Annotated in this window: 15 protein-coding genes; 10 read left to right on the top strand and 5 right to left on the bottom strand. The window is 66.4% G+C overall.

Features of this window, described 5'->3' with window-relative positions; translation table 11 throughout:
- Positions 1-18 precede the first annotated feature (18 nt).
- Genes MRY80_RS13575 through MRY80_RS13560 form a run of 4 tightly spaced genes read left to right on the top strand, consistent with a single transcriptional unit; the run spans position 19 to position 3,535 of the window.
- Entirely contained in the window at positions 19-1,029 is a 1,011-nt protein-coding gene (locus tag MRY80_RS13575; RefSeq protein ID WP_293291560.1) for an ABC transporter permease, read from the top strand.
- The gene (locus MRY80_RS13570) at positions 1,022-1,873 is read left to right on the top strand and encodes an ABC transporter permease (protein WP_293291559.1); all 852 of its coding nucleotides are present in this window, start codon (positions 1,022-1,024) and stop codon (positions 1,871-1,873) included. The genes MRY80_RS13575 and MRY80_RS13570 overlap by 8 nt, the downstream gene beginning before the upstream one ends.
- Positions 1,870-2,742, top strand: coding sequence for an ABC transporter ATP-binding protein (locus tag MRY80_RS13565; RefSeq protein WP_293291558.1), 873 nt, complete (start codon positions 1,870-1,872; stop codon positions 2,740-2,742). The genes MRY80_RS13570 and MRY80_RS13565 overlap by 4 nt, the downstream gene beginning before the upstream one ends.
- On the top strand, positions 2,735-3,535 hold the full coding sequence (locus MRY80_RS13560; protein ID WP_293291557.1) for a dipeptide/oligopeptide/nickel ABC transporter ATP-binding protein: 801 nt from the start codon (positions 2,735-2,737) through the stop codon (positions 3,533-3,535). Before MRY80_RS13565 ends, MRY80_RS13560 begins: the two co-directional genes overlap by 8 nt.
- 62 nt (positions 3,536-3,597) lie before the next feature.
- On the opposite strand, the gene MRY80_RS13555 is transcribed toward MRY80_RS13560, so the two are convergent.
- Together MRY80_RS13555 and MRY80_RS13550 are read right to left on the bottom strand one after the other, a co-directional pair.
- Positions 3,598-5,562, bottom strand: coding sequence for a 3-hydroxyacyl-CoA dehydrogenase NAD-binding domain-containing protein (locus MRY80_RS13555; RefSeq protein WP_293291556.1), 1,965 nt, complete (start codon positions 5,560-5,562; stop codon positions 3,598-3,600).
- Positions 5,559-6,737, bottom strand: coding sequence for an acyl-CoA dehydrogenase (locus MRY80_RS13550; RefSeq protein WP_293291591.1), 1,179 nt, complete (start codon positions 6,735-6,737; stop codon positions 5,559-5,561). Before MRY80_RS13550 ends, MRY80_RS13555 begins: the two co-directional genes overlap by 4 nt.
- Before the next feature lie 207 nt (positions 6,738-6,944).
- Between MRY80_RS13550 and MRY80_RS13545 the strand changes: the two genes are divergently transcribed.
- The 6 genes from MRY80_RS13545 (at position 6,945) to MRY80_RS13520 (ending at position 12,945) form a co-directional block, all read left to right on the top strand.
- Positions 6,945-9,239, top strand: a complete 2,295-nt coding sequence (locus MRY80_RS13545; protein ID WP_293291555.1) for a bifunctional salicylyl-CoA 5-hydroxylase/oxidoreductase — start codon at positions 6,945-6,947, stop codon at positions 9,237-9,239.
- Positions 9,236-9,991 (top strand): SDR family NAD(P)-dependent oxidoreductase, encoded by a 756-nt coding sequence (locus tag MRY80_RS13540; protein WP_293291554.1) that lies wholly within the window; start codon positions 9,236-9,238, stop codon positions 9,989-9,991. The genes MRY80_RS13545 and MRY80_RS13540 overlap by 4 nt, the downstream gene beginning before the upstream one ends.
- Positions 9,988-10,473, top strand: coding sequence for a MarR family transcriptional regulator (locus tag MRY80_RS13535; protein WP_293291553.1), 486 nt, complete (start codon positions 9,988-9,990; stop codon positions 10,471-10,473). The genes MRY80_RS13540 and MRY80_RS13535 overlap by 4 nt, the downstream gene beginning before the upstream one ends.
- A complete protein-coding gene (locus MRY80_RS13530) occupies positions 10,473-11,273 on the top strand; it encodes an enoyl-CoA hydratase family protein (protein WP_293291552.1) in 801 nt (266 codons plus the stop codon). Before MRY80_RS13535 ends, MRY80_RS13530 begins: the two co-directional genes overlap by 1 nt.
- Positions 11,273-12,433: an acyl-CoA dehydrogenase family protein gene (locus tag MRY80_RS13525; RefSeq protein WP_293291551.1), complete on the top strand. Its 1,161-nt coding sequence runs from the start codon at positions 11,273-11,275 to the stop codon at positions 12,431-12,433. Before MRY80_RS13530 ends, MRY80_RS13525 begins: the two co-directional genes overlap by 1 nt.
- Before the next feature lie 116 nt (positions 12,434-12,549).
- Positions 12,550-12,945, top strand: coding sequence for a RidA family protein (locus MRY80_RS13520; RefSeq protein ID WP_293291550.1), 396 nt, complete (start codon positions 12,550-12,552; stop codon positions 12,943-12,945).
- Positions 12,946-13,030: 85 nt separating this feature from the next.
- Here the strand turns inward: MRY80_RS13520 and MRY80_RS13515 are convergent, their stop codons facing one another.
- The 3 genes from MRY80_RS13515 to MRY80_RS13505 all read right to left on the bottom strand — a co-directional run bounded on the left by MRY80_RS13515 (position 13,031) and on the right by MRY80_RS13505 (position 15,924).
- Positions 13,031-14,344 (bottom strand): TRAP transporter large permease, encoded by a 1,314-nt coding sequence (locus MRY80_RS13515; protein ID WP_293291549.1) that lies wholly within the window; start codon positions 14,342-14,344, stop codon positions 13,031-13,033.
- The gene (locus MRY80_RS13510) at positions 14,337-14,846 is read right to left on the bottom strand and encodes a TRAP transporter small permease subunit (RefSeq protein WP_293291548.1); all 510 of its coding nucleotides are present in this window, start codon (positions 14,844-14,846) and stop codon (positions 14,337-14,339) included. Before MRY80_RS13510 ends, MRY80_RS13515 begins: the two co-directional genes overlap by 8 nt.
- Positions 14,847-14,907: 61 nt before the next feature.
- Positions 14,908-15,924 carry a TRAP transporter substrate-binding protein gene (locus MRY80_RS13505; RefSeq protein ID WP_293291547.1) on the bottom strand — a complete coding sequence of 339 codons (1,017 nt, stop codon included), beginning with the start codon at positions 15,922-15,924 and terminating at the stop codon, positions 14,908-14,910.
- Between the last annotated feature and the right edge of the window lie 40 nt (positions 15,925-15,964).

Below are 15,964 nucleotides of genomic sequence, written 5' to 3'. Positions count from 1 at the left end.
CGGCGCGTCTGGGAACGCATGCAGCTTCTTCGGTCATTCCTGTTCAGATTGGCGAGCACGGCCATCACGCTCATCGGCGTGGCCGTGATTGTCTTCTTCGTCATCCGCATCGTCCCCGGCGACCCGATCTCCATGATGCTGCCGCCCGGCGCCACCGACGAGGACATCGCCCGTCTGACCGCGCTCTACGGCCTCGACAAGTCGATACCGCAGCAGTTCCTGATCTGGGCCGGCGGCGTTCTGCATGGCGATTTCGGCATGTCGATCACCGCGCGGCGCCCCGTCCTGGAGCTGGTGCTGGGCCGGCTTCCGGCGACGCTGGAACTGTCCATCATGGCGCTGGTGATCGCCGTCATCCTCGGCGGCGCGGCGGCGCTGATCGGCACCCGCGAGCGCGGCACCAAGATCGAGGCCGGCATCGATGTCGGCAACGGCATGGCGCTTTCGGTGCCGGACTTCCTCTGGGCGCTGGTTCTGATCCTGCTCTTCGGTGTAGCTTGGCCTGTCTTCCACATTTCCGGCCGCATCACGCCGTCTCTGGACCTGCCCTTCGCCACCAATTTCTACCTGTTCGAAAGCGTGCTCCGGCTGCGCTTCGACCTGTGGGCCGACATCGTCAGCCACATGTTCATGCCCGCGCTGGCGCTCGCGATCCCGCTTGCGGCGATCATCGGCCAGCTTCTCAAGCAATCCCTGAAAGAGACCATGCATCTGGACTACGTCACGCTGGCGCGCACCAAGGGCTACGGCGAGAACCGCGTGATCATCCGCGAGGCGCTGCCCAACGCGATCCTGCCGACGCTGACGCTTGTCGGCGTCCAGTTCACCTTTCTGATCGGCGGCACGGTCATCATCGAGCGCCTGTTCAGCTATGAGGGCCTCGGCAACATGGCCATCGACGCGGTGATCAATCGTGACCTGCCGCTGATCCAGGGCATCGTCATCCTCTTCGCCGTCATCTTCACCGCCGTGAACCTCGTCGTTGACCTCACCTACGCGCTGCTCAATCCGAGGCTTCGCCATGCTTGACGGTCGCTCCCAAGTCCGCCGCAAGGTCGGCCTGCGCCTGTGGCTCTCGGGCGGCTGGCTGCTGCTGCTGGTGCTCGCCGCGCTCTTCGCGCCGCTCTTGAGCCCGCACAATCCGCTCGAGCAGGACCTCTTCCTCGGCCGGATGCCGCCGTTCTGGGAGCAGGGCGCCGAGCCCGGCTTCTATCTCGGCACCGACAGCCTCGGCCGCGACGTCCTGGCGCGCATTCTCTACGGCGCGCGCATCGCGCTGATCGTCGCGCTCGTCGCCGGCGGCCTGACCGGCCTGATCGGCTCGACGCTCGGCCTCCTCGCGGGCTATCTGCGCGGCTGGGTGGACGTCGTCATCTCGCGCCTCATCGACATCTGGATGGCCTTCCCGCCGATCCTGTTCTCCATCCTCCTGATCGCCGTGCTCGGCCCGGGCCTGTTATCCATCATCATCGCCATCGTCGTCATAGACTGGACGCGCTTCGCCCGCGTGATTCGCGCGGAAGCGATGGCCCAGGGCGCGATGGATTATTCGGCGTCGGCGCGGGTGGCGGGGAGGCGTCGGCTGTCGACGATGGTGATCGAGATCCTGCCGAACGTGCTGCCGACCATCGTCGTGCTGCTGACGCTGGAGATGGGCATCGCGGTGATCGTCGAGGCGATCCTGTCCTTCGTCAACCTGTCGATCTCCACCGACGACCCGACCTGGGGCGGGATGATCTCGGAGGGGCGGGCCTCGATTCACCAGGCCTGGTGGGTGATGGTCTTCCCGCTGGTCACATTGTTCCTGACCGTCCTGTCCTTCTCGCAGCTGGGCGAGGGCCTGAAGGACCGCTTCGACCCGGTGCTGCGATGAGCTATCTGAAGATATCCAACCTCGACGTCCGCCTGGCGGGCACGCCCATGCGGCTGCTGCGCGACGTCTCGCTGACGGTGAAATCGGGCGAGGTGCACGGGCTGGTGGGCGAGTCGGGCGCGGGCAAGTCGATGATCGGCAAGGCGGTGCTCGGCATCCTGCCGCGCGCCACCGAGATCGTCGGCGGCTCGATCGAACTCGACGGCGTCGACCTTCTCGCCCTGTCGCCGCGCGAGCACCGCTACCGGCTCGGACAGTCCTGCGCCCTGATCCCGCAGGATCCGCTGACCGCGCTCAACCCGTCGCGCCGCATCGCGCCGCAGATCACCGACCGGCTGACCAACATCCTTGGCTGGGAGGCGAAGCGCGCGCGAGACCGCGCCATCGAGCTTCTCGACGAGGTGCACATCCCGGACCCTGAACGCGTGATGCGCAGCTATCCGCATGAATTGTCGGGCGGCATGCGCCAGCGCATCCTGATCGCCTCGGCCTTCGCCGCCGAACCGAAGCTGATCGTCGCCGACGAGCCCACCACGGCCCTCGACGTGACGGTTCAAAAGCAGATTCTCAAGCTTATCAAGGAGATGCAGCAGCGTCATGACACGGCGCTTCTGTTCGTCACCCACGATCTTGGCGTGGTGTCGAAGATCTGCCAGTCGCTCTCCGTGCTCTATGCCGGCAAGGTGGTGGAATCGACGGATGTGCGCAGCTTCTTCGACGAGCCCGCCCATGCCTATTCGCGCGCGCTGCTCGCCGCGACCCCGAAATACACCGACCCGGAGGCCAGCCTCATGCCGGTGCCCGAAGCGGTGATCGCCGCGGTGAAGGCCGAGGTCGAAGCGGCGGACAAGAGCTGGAAACATGACTGACCTCTATCACGTCACCAACCTCAAGCTGTCCTTCCCCGACATGACGCGCAAGCCGCTGCTCAGTCCGGCGCCGCGCACGGAAATCCTCAAGGACCTGAGCTTCACCATCCCGCGCGGCGAAATCCTCGGCATCGTCGGCGGATCGGGTTCGGGCAAATCGACGCTTGGCCGGGCGCTGGTGCGCCTGCTGGAGCCGACCGGCGGCATCGTCCGCTTCGACGGCAAGGACATCACCCATCTGCCGGAAGCCGAATTGCGACCGCTGCGCCGCCGCTTCCAGATGATCTTCCAGGATCCGATGTCGTCGCTCAATCCGCGCCACCGCGTCGGCGGACTGGTCGCCGCGCCGCTGAAACTGCACGGTGTGGAGAACCCGAAGGAGCGGGCGCTCGAAGCGCTCGACCATGTCGGCCTGCCGCGCAGCTTCGCCTCGCGCTACCCGCACGAATTGTCGGGCGGCCAGCGCCAGCGGGTCGGCATCGCCCGCGCCATCGCGCTGCGTCCCGATTTCATCCTCGCCGACGAGATCGTGTCCGGCCTCGACGTGTCGTCGCAGGCGCAGGTGCTGTCTCTGCTGGAGAAACTTGTCGACGAACTTGGCCTCACGCTCGCCTTCATCAGCCACGACCTGTCGGTCATCCGAAGGCTCTGCACCCGCATCCTCGTGCTGTATCACGGCGAGATCGTCGAGCATGCACCGACGGCGGACCTCTTCGCCAAGCCGGGCGCGGCCTATTCGCGCGAATTGCTGGACGCGATCCCGCTGCCGGACCCGGACCAGGCCTGGTTCTGACGCAATAATCCTGAGGCTTTGGTCGTAAGGCAAGGGCCGGCGCGTGCCGGCCCTGAAATCCGTCAGGCCTGCTGCTTCTGGGCGGCCATGAACATCGGTCCGCCTTTCCAGCGAGGAAAGCCGTAGCCATTGACCATGACGACGTCGATCGCGTCGGCGGACTGGGCGATGCCTTCCTCGAGGATCATGGCGCCCTCGCGCTGCATGACGCCGAGAATGCGGTCGATGATCTGCTCGTCGGTGAAGTCGGCGCGGGTGATCCCGCGGCGTGCCGATTCCGACTCGATCAGGGCGGTGACCTCCGGATCCGTCTCGCCCGACTTGTCGGCGCTGTAGTCATACCAGCCCTTGCCGGTCTTTCGGCCCAGGCGACCCTGCTCGCACAGCCGGTCTGCGATTTCGACATAGCGCTGATCGGCCGGCCGGGTGGCTGCCTGGCGCTTGCGCATGGCCCAGGCGATGTCGAGGCCCGCGAGGTCCTGCATGGCGAAGACGCCCATCGGGAAGCCGAACGCGGTCATCGCGCTGTCGACCTGCGCGGGCAGGGCGCCGTCCTCGATCATGTAGTCGCATTCGCGCCGGTAGGCCGACATGATGCGGTTGCCGATGAAGCCGTCGCAGACGCCGGCCGGCACCGTGATCTTGCGCAGCGCCTTGCCGAGCGCGAGGCCCGTGGCCAGCACGTCCGGTGCGGCCGTGTCGGTCACCACCAGTTCGAGCAGCTTCATGACATGGGCCGGCGAGAAGAAATGCAGCCCGACGACGCGCGACGGATCGGCCGTCGCGCGGGCGATCTCGTTGACGTCGAGATAGGACGTGTTGGAGGCCAGAACGGCGTCCGGACGGGTCACGCGGTCGAGTTCGGCAAAGACCGTCTTCTTGACGTCCATGTCCTCGAACACGGCCTCGATGACGAGGTCGGCCTCGGCGAGCGCGCCATAGTCGGATCCGACGGACAGGCGCCGCAGCGCAGCCGCCAGACCGTCCGCGCTCAGAAGGCCGCGCTTGGCGCTTCCTTCCAGCGTGCCCCGGATGCGGTCGGACGCGGCCGCGCATGCGGCATCGTCGCGCTCGATCAGGCAGACACCCAGACCCGCGAGCAGGCAGGCCGCGGCGATGCCAGCGCCCATCGTGCCGCCGCCGATGACGCCGACCGTCTTCAGGCTGCGGGGTTTCGCGCCTTCCGCCGCTGGGATCTTGGACACGGAGCGTTCAGCAAAGAAGATGTGGCGCAGCGCCGTCGACTGTTCGCCGGCACGCAGGCGCAGGAATGTGTCACGCTCTGCCGCGAGCGCCTGTGCCGGGCCGAGGGTGAGGGCGTTGTCGATCGCCTGCACCGCCTCGGTCTGGGCCAACTGGCCCCTGGCTTTCGTGACGATCTTGAACTTCTGGTCCTCGAAGACGGTCGCGTCCTTCGGCATGATCGGCTCGCGCTCGATCAGCGGCTGGGGAAGTGGCTGCGACGCCACGGATTTCGCCATGTCCATGGCGGCTGCGCTGAGGTCGTCGGCGACCTGCCGGTCGATCAGGCCGATCTTCTCAGCCGCGTCCGCCGAGATCGGCTTGCCGCCGGCGATCATGTCGAGCGCCTTGTCGGCGGGGATCAGGCGGGGCAGGCGCACGGTCGCGCCGGCGCCCGGAATGACGCCCAGATTGACTTCCGGCAGGCCGAGCTTCGCGTCGCTCGCCGCGATGCGGTAGCCGCAGGCCATGGCGATCTCCAGCCCGCCGCCGAGCGCGGAGCCATGAATGGCGGCCACCCAAGGTTTGGTCGCATGTTCGATCGCCATGATGACGTCAGGCAGGTGCGGCTCGCGCGCCGGCTGTCCGAACTCGCGCACGTCGGCGCCTGCGATGAAGGTGCGGCCCGCGCATTCCAGAACGACGGCGCGCACCGACGCGTCGGCGTCGGTTTCCGCCAGCGCGTCCATCAGCCCCTGGCGCACTTCGGTGGAAAGCGCGTTGACGGGAGGGTTGTCGACGATGACGCGGGCGATGTCGCCGTGGCGTTCTGTCCTGACGGTCATGTGAAGGCCTGTATCCCTGTTTGTGCCCGGCCGAGGATCAGCGCATGGATGTCATGCGTGCCCTCGTATGTGTTGACGGCCTCCAGGTTCATGACGTGGCGGATAACGCCATATTCGTCGCTGATGCCGTTGCCGCCATGCATGTCGCGCGCCGTGCGCGCGATGTCCAGCGCCTTGCCGCAATTGTTTCGCTTCATCAGGCTGATCAGTTCGGCCGGCGCGGAATGGTCGTCGAACATCCGGCCGAGCCGCAGGCAGCCGAGGAGGCCGAGCGAAATGTCGGTCTGCATGTCGGCGAGCTTCTTCTGGATCAGCTGGTTGGCGGCCAGCGGCTTGCCGAACTGCTTGCGGTCCATCGTGTATTGGCGCGCGGCGTGCCAGCAGGCTTCGGCCGCGCCCATCGCGCCCCAGGAGATGCCGTAGCGCGCGCGGTTGAGGCAGCCGAACGGTCCGGCGAGGCCGGCCACATGCGGCAGCAGGTTCTCCTCCGGCACGAAGACCTCGTCCATCTGGATCATGCCGGTGGTGGAGGCGCGCAGGCTGAACTTGCCCTCGATCTTCGGCGCGGCGAGCCCCTTCATGCCCTTTTCCAGGATGAAGCCCTTGATCTTGTTGTCGTGCTCGGCCGACTTCGCCCACACGACGAAGACGTCGGCGATCGGGGAATTGGTGATCCAGTTCTTGGCGCCGGAGAGGAGGTAGCCGCCGTCGGTCTTTCGGGCCCGCGTAACCATGCCGCCCGGATCGGAGCCGTGGTCCGGCTCGGTCAGGCCGAAGCAGCCGACCCATTCGCCGCTGGCGAGTTTCGGCAGGTATTTCCGTTTCTGCCCGTCCGTGCCGAAGGCGAAGATCGGATGCATCACGAGGCTGGACTGGACCGACATGGCCGAACGGTAGCCGCTGTCGATACGCTCGACTTCGCGCGCGACGAGACCGTAGGAGACGTAGTTGGCGCCGACACCGCCATATTCCTCGGGAATGGTGGGGCCGAGCAGGCCGAGCTCGCCCATCTCCGACATGATCTCGCGGTGGAACACCTCGTCGCGATTGGCCTCGACCACGCGTGACGCCAGCTTGTCCTGGCAATAGGCGGCGGCGCTGTCGCGGACCATGCGTTCTTCGTCGGTGAGCTGGCTGTCGATCAGGAACGGGTCCTCCCAGTTCATCGACGGCATCTTCGAACGGGCGACTTCAGCTTGCTTGCTGGCTTCCAAGGCGACGGACATGGGTCCTCCTCTTCGCGTGCGTGTGGATGGGAACGTCCATTATGGGGTCGGGCAAAAAACTTCAAGCTTAAAATTTTAGGCTTGAAATATCTTCCGAACTGCAGGATGCTTCACCCACACAACGGTCTTGCACAGGCGGACAGGAGCACACGCACCATGCGCATCGCATGTCTTGGAGGAGGCCCGGCCGGCCTCTATTTCGCGATTTCTATCAAGCTCAGGAACCCGGACCACGAGGTCGTGGTGTTCGAGCGCAACAAGGCCGACGACACGTTCGGCTGGGGTGTGGTCCTGTCGGACGACGCGCTGGAAAACATGCAGGAGAACGATCCCGTCTCCGCCCGCGCCATCCGCGAGAAATTCGCCTATTGGGACGACATCGCCGTCGTCCACAAGGGCAAACGCACCGTCTCCGGAGGCCACGGCTTCGCCGGCATCGGCCGCAAGCAGATGCTTCTGCTCTTGCAGGAGAGGGCGCGCGAGCTCGGCGTCGACCTGCGCTTCGAGGCGGAGGTCGGCCCGGTCGAGGACTACACCGACGACTACGACCTCGTCGTCGCCTGCGACGGCATCAACAGCGCCGTGCGGACCGCCTGGGAAGAGCATTTCCGCCCGGACATCGACATCCGCGAATGCAAGTTCATCTGGCTGGGCACCCACCAGAAATTCGACGACGCCTTCACCTTCATTTTCGAGAAGACCGAGCACGGCTGGATTTGGGCGCACGCCTACCAGTTCGACCAGGACACCGCGACCTTCATCGTCGAGTGCCAGCAGGAGACCTGGGACAATTTCGGCTTCGAGAACATGAGCAAGGAAGAGATCGTGGAGAAGTGCCGCGAGATCTTCGCGGCCCATCTCGGCGGTCACGAACTGATCTCCAACGCGGCGCATCTGCGCGGTTCGGCCGTGTGGATGAACTTCCCGCGGGTGATCTGCGACAAGTGGTATCACAAGAACGTGGTGCTGATGGGCGACGCCGCCGCGACGGGGCACTTCTCCATCGGGTCGGGCTCGCGCCTCGCCTTCGACAGCGCCATCGCGCTGGCCAGCCTGCTCGACAGCGAGACGAGCATGGAACGCGCCTTCGAGCGCTACCAGGAGGAGCGCCGGCTCGAGGTGCTGCGCCTGCAGTCGGCGGCGCGCAACTCGCTGGAATGGTTCGAGCAGGTCGAACGCTATCTCGACATGGACCCGGTCCAGTTGAACTATTCGCTGCTGACCCGTTCGCAGCGCATCAGCCACGAGAATTTGCGCCTGCGCGATTCCGAATGGCTGAAATCGGCCGAGGCCTGGTTCCAGCAGCGGGCGGGCGTGTCGGAAAACGCGCCGGTGCGCGCGCCGATGTTCGCGCCCTACAAGCTGCGCGACATGGAATTGAAGAACCGCATCGTCGTGTCGCCGATGGCGCAGTACAAGGCCGTCGATGGCTGCCCGACCGACTGGCACCTGATCCATTACGGCGAGCGCGCCAAGGGCGGCGCCGGGCTGGTCTATACCGAGATGACCTGCGTCTCGCCGGAAGGCCGCATCACGCCGGGCTGCCCGGGCCTCTATGCGCCCGAGCACGAGACGGCCTGGAAACGGCTCGTCGATTTCGTCCATGCCGAAACCAGCGCCCGCATCTGCTGCCAGATCGGCCATTCCGGCCGCAAGGGCTCGACCCAGCTCGGCTGGGACGAGATGGACGCGCCGCTGAAGGACGGCAACTGGGACCTGGTTTCCGCGTCGCCGATCGCCTGGTCGGACAAGAACGCGATGCCGCGTGAGATGACGCGCGCCGAGATGGAGGCGGTGCGCGACGAGTTCGTCGCCTCCACCAAGATGGCCGAGCGCGCCGGCTTCGACATGATCGAGCTGCACGCCGCCCATGGCTACCTGATCTCGTCCTTCATCTCGCCGATGTCGAACACGCGCCAGGACGAATATGGCGGCTCGCTGGAAAACCGCATGCGCTATCCGCTGGAAGTCTTCCGGGCGATGCGTGCGGCCTGGCCGGCGGAAAAGCCGATGTCGGTGCGCATCTCGGCCAATGACTGGGTCGGCGAGGCGGGCGTGACCCCGGACGAGGCGGTCGAGATCGCCCGCATGTTCGAGGACGCCGGCGCCGACATCATCGACGTGTCGGCAGGCCAGACCTCGGTCGAGGCCCGCCCGGTCTATGGCCGCATGTTCCAGACCCCGTTCTCGGACCGCATCCGCAACGAGGCCGGCATCTCGACCATGGCGGTCGGCAACATCTATGAGGCCGACCACGCCAACTCGATCCTGATGGCCGGGCGCGCCGATCTCGTCTGCGTCGCGCGTCCGCATCTCGCCGATCCCTACTGGACGCTGCACGAAGCGGCGAAGATCGGCGACCGTCACGAGGAATGGCCGCTGCCGTACCGGGCAGGGCGCGACCAGGCCTGGCGCCTGGCGGACCGCGAAGCGGAGATGATCCGGGCATGAGCGTGGCCGGACGGCATGTCGTGATCTCGGGTGGCGGCAGCGGTGTCGGCGCCGAGATGGCTGCGCGTTTCGCTGCGGCCGGCGGCAAGGTCACCATTCTCGGACGCCGCGCCCAGCCGTTGCAGGCCGTGGCCGTCGGGACCGGCGCGCTGCCGCTCGCCTGCGACGTCACCGATCGCGCGGCCGTCGATGACGCGCTCGCCCGTGCCGTCGAGGCCAACGGTCCCGTCGAGGTCGCGATCGCCAATGCCGGCGCGGCCGCCAGCCAGCCCTTCCTGCGCATGGCGCCGGGCGATGTTGAGGACGCGTTGGCGGTCAACCTGATGGGCGTCTTCAACCTGTGGCAGGCAAGCGCCTCCGGCATGAAGGAACGCGGCTGGGGCCGGCTGATCGCGGTCGCCTCCACGGCCGGCCTGAAGGGTTATCCCTACGTCTCCGGCTATTGCGCCGCCAAGCATGCGGTGGTCGGCCTGACCCGGGCGCTCGCCGTCGAACTGGCCCGCACGGGCATCACGGTCAACGCCCTGTGTCCCGGCTTCATCGAGACGCCGCTTCTGGAGCGCTCGATCGCCAATATCGTGGAGAAGACGGGCATGTCGGCGGAAGACGCGGCGAAATCGCTGCGCGCCGGCAATCCGCAGGACCGCTTCATCCAGACCGACGAGGTCGCCGAGGCCGCGCTCTGGCTTTGTTCGGAGGGCAGCCGGTCGGTCAACGGCCAGGCGGTGTCCATCAGCGGAGGGGAAACATGACGCAGACCCGCAAACAGGCGGTCCTGGAACCGGCCAGCAAGGCCCGGCTGCGCCTCTGGCTGCGGCTCTTGAAGGCGTCGCGCCATGTCGAGGCGGAGCTGCGCGAGCGGCTGCGCGTGGAATTCGCGACGACGCTGCCGCGCTTCGACGTGATGTCGGCGCTCTACCGCGTCGGTCCCGGGCTGAAGATGAGCGAATTGAGCGGCGTGCTGAAGGTGTCCAACGGCAATGTCACGGGCATCGTCGACCGGCTGGTCGAGGACGGCTTCGCGCTGCGCGAGAAGGTGCATGGCGACAAGCGGGCGTTCCGTGCCGTGCTGACATCGAAGGGCCGCGCCGAATTCGAGCGGCAGGCCGCCGCGCATGAACGATGGGTCAACGAGCTGCTGGGCGAGGTCGAACCGGACAGCGCCGTGCGGCTTTCGGCGCTGCTGGCCGAGGTGGCCCGCTCCGCCGGCGAGACAGAGGAAAAGGACGACTGATGCGCAGCGACGTGAAGCATTTTCTGTGCAGGATTGAGGACGGGATCGCGACGATCGCGCTGGACCGACCGGAGCGCAAGAACCCGCTGACTTTCGACAGCTACGCGGAATTGCGCGACTGGTTCCGGGACCTTGTCTATGACGACGAGGTCAAGGCGGTCGTGTTCGCCTCCAATGGCGGCAATTTCTCCTCGGGCGGCGACGTGCACGACATCATCGGGCCGCTGACGAAGATGAGCATGAAGGAACTGCTCGCCTTCACCCGCATGACGGGGGATCTCGTCAAGGCGATGGTCAATTGCGGCAAGCCGGTCATCGCGGCCATCGACGGCATCTGCGTCGGCGCCGGCGCGATCATCGCCATGGCGTCCGACCTGCGCGTCGCGACGCCGGAGGCGAAGGTCGCTTTCCTGTTCACCCGCGTCGGGCTCGCCGGTTGCGACATGGGCGCCTGCGCGATCCTGCCGCGCATCATCGGGCAGGGCCGGGCCGCCGACCTCCTCTATACGGGCCGCTCGATGAGCGCCGACGAGGGCGCGGCCTGGGGCTTCCACAACAAGGTGGTGCCGGCCGACGCGCTGGAGGCCGAAGCCGCCGACCTGGCGAAGCGCATCGCGGCCGGCCCCAATTTCGGGCACATGATGACCAAGACCATGCTGGCACAGGAATGGTCGATGTCGATCGAGCAGGCCATCGAGGCCGAGGCACAGGCGCAGGCGATCTGCATGCAGACCGGCGATTTCGAACGCGCCTACCACGCCTTCGTCGCCAAGCAGAAACCGGTCTTCGAGGGCGACTGATGGCCGACCGGAGCTTCCTCGACTGGCCGTTCCTGACGCCCGAGCACAAGGCGTTCGCGCAGGATCTCGACACCTGGGCGGCAGGCGCCTTGCCGGGCATCGATCACGGCGACACCGACACGGCCTGCCGCGACCTCGTTTCGGCGATGGGGCGGGACGGTTGGCTCAATCACAGCGCCGCGCAGGACGGCGAACGCCTCGACGTTCGCAAGCTCTGCCTGACGCGCGAGACGCTGGCCCGCCACGATGGTCTCGCCGATTTCGCCTTCGCCATGCAGGGTCTCGGTACGGGCGCGCTCTCCCTTTTCGGCACGACTCAACAGAAAGACGAGTGGCTGCCGCTGACGCGAAGCGGGCAGGCGATCTCCGCCTTCGCCCTCACCGAGCCGCAATCGGGATCCGACGTCGCCAATTCCACGATGACCGCGACCCGGGACGGCGACGACTATGTGCTGAACGGCGAGAAGACCTGGATCTCCAATGGCGGCATCGCCGACGTCTACACGCTGTTCGCGCGCACCGGAGAAGCGCCGGGGGCGAGGGGGCTGTCGGCCTTCGTTATTCCCGCCGGCCTGCCGGGCTTCGAGATTGTCGAGCGTCTGGAAACGATCGCGCCGCATCCGCTGGCGACCCTGCGGTTCTCCGACTGCCGCATCCCGGCCTCCGCGCTGATCGGCACGCCAGGATCGGGCTTCAAGATCGCCATGTCCGTGCTCGACGTGTTCCGCTCGACCGTGGCCGCCGCGGCGCTCGGCTTCGCGCGTCGCGCGCTCGACGAGGCGCTGGCGCGGGTGACGACGCGCAGCGTGCAGGGCGCGCCGCTCTTCGACCTGCAGATGGTCCAGGGCCACATCGCCGACATGGCGCTGGACGTCGATGCCGCGGCGCTCCTCGTCTATCGCGCGGCCTGGACGAAGGATTCCGGTGCGCCGCGCGTCACCCGCGAGGCCGCGATGGCGAAGCTCTTCGCCACCGACCAGGCCCAGCAGGTGATCGACAAGGCGGTGCAGCTCCACGGTGGCGACGGCGTCAAGTCGGGCCAGAAGGTCGAGGAGCTCTATCGCGACATCCGGGCGCTGCGCATCTATGAGGGCGCTTCCGACGTGCAGCGCGTGGTCATCGCGCGCCAGGCATTGTCCGAATTCGAGGCGGCACGCTGATGCCGTCCGAACGCAACCGGCGCCGCAGCGGCGCATAAATTCAATCACCGCGCGCGGACGGGGCCTTCACCGGCCTCTCCGCGCACCGCGAACAGCAAGCAAGGAGAGCTTGGCGAATGGCTCATCGCATCATCCAACCCGAGGGCTGGGCGCCCGCCAAGGGTTACGCAAACGGCATGCTCACGGAAGACGGCCGGCTCTATGTCGGCGGCCAGATCGGCTGGAACGCCGACCAGGTGTTCGAAAGCCACGATTTCATCGGCCAGATGGAGCAGGCGCTGAAGAACATCGTCGCCGTGGTCGAAAGCGCCGGCGGCAAGGCCGAGGACATCACGCGGCTCACCTGGTACGTCACCGACAAGAAGGAATACATGGCCCGCCAGCGCGAGGTCGGGCAGGTCTACCGCAAGGTTCTCGGCCGGCACTTCCCCGCGATGACGCTGGTCGTCGTCGCCGGTCTCGTCGAGGACGAAGCCATGGTCGAGATCGAGGCGACCGCCGAGATTTCCTGACAATTCAACAGGCTGCGGCGATCCGCTGAATCAGTTTGTGCATTGCCGATGAATGATCGAACCCGGGGCGTCCGTCGCTCCGGGTTTACATCATCGAGGGCAGGAACAGTGCGATGCCCGGGATCAACAGGAGCAGCGCCAGCCGCACGATGTCCATGATCCAGAAGGGCGTCACGCCCTTGAAGATCGTCGCGGTCGAGACGTCGCCGACCACGCCCTTCAGGATGAAGACGTTGAGGCCGACCGGCGGCGTGATCAGGCTGATCTCGGTGACCACGACGACCACGATGCCGAACCAGACCGGGTTGAAGCCGAGGCTGGTCACCAACGGGAAGAAGATCGGCACCGTCAGCAGCAGCATCGACAGGCTCTCGAAGACGCAGCCCAGCGCGATGTAGATCAGGATGATCAGGCCCATCACCATCCAGGGCGCCAGGCCCAGGGAATCGACGCCGTTGCGCAGCGCTTCGGGCAGGCCGGCGAGATTGACGAAGTTGGAGAAGATCCAGGCGCCGATCAGCACCGAGAACAGCGAGGCGGTGGTGCCGGCGGTTTCCTTGAGCACTTCGCGCGTGTCGGCGAAGCTCAGATTGCCGCGGAAGAGGGCGATCAGGAACGCGCCCATCGCGCCCATGCCGGCGGCTTCGGTCGGCGAGAAGGTCAGGTGGATCGGCCAGAAGTCGAGCGCGCCGTAGAGGCCGCCGATCACCAGCCCGAACAGCAGCAGCACCGACCAGACGTCGCGCAGCGCAGACAACCGCTCCGGCCAGCTCGCGCGCGGGCCGGCCGGTCCGGATTCGGGGTTGCGCGCCACGGAAATGCGCACGGCCACCATGTAGAACAGGATGCCCATGATGCCGGGCACGATGCCCGCGATGAAGAGCTGGCCGATCGAGGTCTCCGTCAGCAGCCCGTAGATCACCAGGATGACGGAGGGAGGGATGAGTATGCCGAGCGTGCCGCCGGCGGCGATCGAGGCGGTCGACAGCCCGTCGGCATAGCCGAACTTGCGCATCTCCGGCATCGCCACCTTGGACATGGTGGCGGCTGTCGCAAGCGACGAGCCGCAGATCGCCGCGAAGCCGCCGCAAGCGACGATGGTCGCCATGGCGAGGCCGCCGCGCAGATGGCCGAGAAAGGCGTTGGAGACCTGGTAGAGCTCCCGGCTGATGCCGCCCTTGTTGACGAACAGCCCCATCAGGATGAACAGCGGCACCACCGACAGGCCGTAATCCTGGCTGGTGTCGATGATCAGCCGCGCGACGATCGAGATCGCGCCGCGATAGGAGGTCTCGTAGGCGTAGCCGATCATGCCCACGAGGCCCATCGCGAAGGCGATCGGCATGCGCAGCAGCACGAGAATCAGCACGGCGGCGAAGCCGATGAGCGATTCAGTCATGTTTGAAGAATCCAAGCGTTTTCGGCGCCAGCAGGACGAGCAGCCCGCGAACGACCAGCACCGCTGCGGTCACGAAGGTCATCGCGGCCACGAACCAGGCGACGTAGAATGTCGGGATGTTGAGATATTCGGTCTGGTCGCCATAGCTGCGCGCGCGCTCCGCCAGATCGACCACGCGCTGCGCCGGCAGCCACAGCATCAGCCCGCAGGCGAGCGTGATGACGCCGTCGCGCAGCCGCGACAGGCCGAGGCGGTCGACGATCGGATCGGCAAGGTCGACCACGATGTGCTGGTCGCTTCCGGACAGGATCGGCAGGGCGGAAAAGACGATGATCGCGATGGCGATGCGGATCAGTTCGGTCGCAGCCTCGATCGGCATGTTGAATGCGGACCGCATGACGACATCGGCGAATGTCAGGACCATCAGCGCGAACAGCGCCACGGAGGCCGTCATCATGGGGATGGCCGCGACGAAATGGACGAGTTTGCGCAATTGTTCCATTGGGGGGCCGGCTTTGAGGAGTGTCCCGGACGCCGAGGCGCCCGGGACAACGTAGCATGTCTTACTTCGACGCGGCAGCCATCTCGGAGGCGACCATGTCGTAGGCGGCCTTGGCGTCGATGCCGGCCTCGTCCAGTTCGGCGAGGATCTTGGTGCGCACGCGCTCGGCCATTTCCGCGAAGGTCGCCTGGTCTTCTTCAGACGCGGTGACGATCGTGTTGTCGGCGGCCGCTTCGGTCTCGGCGCGTGCCGTGGCGTCGCTGGCGTCCCAGGCGATGCCCATCATCCGGCTCGCCGGCTCGCCGAAGACCTTCTCGTCGAGGGCCTTCTGGACGTCTTCCGGCAGGCTGTCGAACTTCTCCTGGCTCATCAGCACGGCGAACGAGCCGCGATAGAAGCCGCCCGGCATTTCGTAGACGTTCTTGGCGACCTCGTTCAGCTTGAAGGAGATGCGCTCGCCCATGTTCATGGCAACGGCGTCGGCCGCGCCCGAAGCAAGCGTCTCATAGACCTTCGGCGCCGGCACCTGGATGCCCACCAGGCCGAGTTCCGCGCCGACATCGGCCGAAACCCCGCCGCCGAGGCGGGTCTTCAGACCGTTGAGATCGGACAGCTTGCTGATCGGCTTGTTGGAGTGGATCTGGCCAGGGCCGTGGGTGGTCAGCGCGACGAGCTTGACGCCGCGATGCTCGTCCAGCTTGTCGAGGTATTTTTCCTGAACATGCCAGTAGGCGACGGAGGCGGCCTCGGCATTGCCGGTGTAGCCGGGCAGTTCGATCAGCTTCGTGCCGACGAAGCGGCCCGGCTGGTAGCCGTGGAAGATGATGGTCAGGTCGGCGGCGCCGTCCATGACGAGGTCCATCTGCGCCGGGGGCGGAGCGAGGCCCATCTTGATCTCGCCGGTCACTTGACCGTCGGTCGCTTCTTCCATCATCGTCACCAGGCCCTGCAGCATCTCGGTGTTGATGGGGTGCGTGGGCGGCAGCCAGCTGGAGATCGTCAGCGTCTCGGCGGCGAATGCCATCGTGCTCGAACAGATCGCGATCGCTGCGCTGGCCAGCAATGTCTTTAATTTCATGCCTTGGTCCTCCCTGACCCTGGTGGTGGCGTGCGGCCAC

The sequence above is a fragment of the Oricola sp. genome (assembly GCF_022763245.1).
Taxonomy (GTDB): Bacteria; Pseudomonadota; Alphaproteobacteria; order Rhizobiales; family Rhizobiaceae; genus Oricola.
Note: the sequence above shows the minus strand (reverse complement) of the source record. Positions and strands in the feature narration are given on the sequence as shown.